We start from the raw sequence: 2258 nt of genomic DNA on the forward strand, positions 1-2258 counted from the left end.
GGTCAATAGGGTCAACGGGGTCAATAGGGTCGACAGGGTCAACTGGCGGCTCCACATAAAAACTGGTCAAATACCAGTTTTTATAATTCGTACCTGGAATATAGCCACCGCGCAGTAGCGTGTAATCATAAGCGCCTGCAACAATACGTCCGCTTTGCTTAAACTCCCCAAGGGAGCGACCTGCAACGGTAATCAGTTCAATGCCTTTTTCAGTTTGTGCGCCTTTTCCATAAATATTATTCACATAAACCGTGGTATTACCGGTGCTATCACCATAGATGATTAATTTATCTGTTTTTGAATCATCCCCACCCAGTTCAGTATTGAAATAGAGAGAGCCATTATCAGCCTTATAACCATTAAGAATATTCAAATGCGTTTGTGTTTGGTTGTCCCTTGAAAGCTTAACGACTCCACGGTTATCCAGTGATGAAATTTTTTGGCCAAATCCATTGAGGTCAAACTGGCTGAAGTTTTTAACATCGACACGGCTTCCAAAGGCGTTTTGATTGCCTGCTTTTAACGCACCATCGTTGATAACCACAATGCCACCATGCAGGTTGTTATCTCCTGCAAACGTGATGGTATTGGTATTGTTTTTCACCACATTGATGGTATTAATCAGATTCGGGGCAAAATCATTATCATTTTGATAATTGAACACTAATCCCGCCTGCATAGGGAGTTTATCGCCATCAAACTGGTAGTTATTCTTGCCAGTAAAGCCTTCGATACTCTCGGTATTTAATTCTCCCGCTAGACCACCATCACCATGATAAATAACGGCATTGAAGTAATTACTGTCTTTGTTTAAGTTGATTTTTTGGGTGGTGACGTTCCCGCCAGCCAGCAGGTTAAGGGTACTTCTTCCTAGAATACTTGGAAGAAGCTTTGTTTTACCGAGAGTTATCTCTTCGGCAGAGACCAAGCCACCGTCTGCAATGGTGATTTCATGGTTGACGTTATCCCCTAAGATGAGGTGGTTTTGAGCGGTGATTTTTGATTGCTCGCCAGTTACGATTACGGTTGGATGCGGCGTGTTGATATCGTAAGGGTCAACCGTTGCGGACTCTCCCGTACCCAAAGTGATATTTTTAGCGTTTATTTCAGCGCCATCTTCGACAGTTAATAAGCTTCGTAAATTTCCTCCAGTAGTAAAATCTTCAGCCACATCAATGGAGGAGCCTTGACCGGAAATTAATAGGGAGACAGGGGAATTATCACTCCACACTTTATGTACACCGGCATGGAAGTTTTTCGCTTTAATTTTACCGCCAGACAAAATATTCAGTTCACTGGGGGTATCTGGTTCGGCATTTCCAAAGTTTTTGGCAAAGTAAACGTCTTCTTGAACGTTTAATAATCCGTTATTTTTGATATTTAAAACCGTTTTTAGGGATGCTCCGTCATAGTTTATGTTCATATCATGTATGACGACATTTTCAGCTTCAATAACACCGTCATTATCGATATTGATTGTGACAATGCCGATTGGGAATCGATTACTATCAAATGAGGAGGCTGTTAAATCTTGATTAACTTTTAAGATGGAACCTTTGCCATCGACATTTAAGGTATATTGCGCTTTCTCGTCAAGATTGGTGCCCCGATAATTGCCCATAGAAAATTTATCGGTATAAACTTGAGCGCCATTAAGAATATCAATACCTGATTGCGAGGGGGTTTTTGTGTATCTGTTATGAATGCTGATGACACCAAGATTCAAGGTGTTTTTGTTATTCCAGATAGCATCGCTTCCTGAAACCGTGACACTTCCAGATTCTCCAAAATAATCAGTGATAACTGTGCTATTGGTTTCTAGCGTTCCAGATTTAACAAAAACTTTTCCATTTCTTATATGTAAATCTTCAAGATCTAAAATTTCATTTTTATCATCTAACTCTTTGACTTCACCATTTGTAATGGTGGCAGCATGACCTGTTGAAGCCATTATAAGTAAAAAAAGATAATTTACTGGATAATAGCGTTTTTTATTTTTCATGTGAAACCATCCTTGACGTTTAATTTTAAAAATTAAATCAAGTTATTAGCAGTGTAATGATGCCCAGCGAGCTGTTAGGCTACTGATGCAGTTACGGGAATATTTAAATTATTTTTAAGCTCTTATTGTTAAATTAATGAGCATTGATTTTATGGGTGAATTTTTTTTAGCCTTTAATAAAGTTATCTAAATTTGACTATTAAGTGGAAAAGTTAATGACAATGTTATCGGTTGGAACTGTGTGTCTAATTTATAA

At 38.7% G+C, this 2258-nt stretch carries 1 protein-coding gene; it reads right to left on the reverse strand.

Going from position 1 to position 2258, the window contains the following annotated elements; translation table 11 throughout:
* Positions 1 to 2002, reverse strand: a 2002-nt coding sequence (locus tag JK188_RS17910; protein WP_211888689.1) for an autotransporter outer membrane beta-barrel domain-containing protein, incomplete at its 3' end; no start/stop codon positions are given.
* Between the last annotated feature and the right edge of the window lie 256 nt (positions 2003 to 2258).

The sequence above is a fragment of the Providencia sp. JGM181 genome (genome assembly GCF_018257375.1).
GTDB classification, from domain to species: domain Bacteria; phylum Pseudomonadota; class Gammaproteobacteria; order Enterobacterales; family Enterobacteriaceae; genus Providencia; species Providencia lanzhouensis.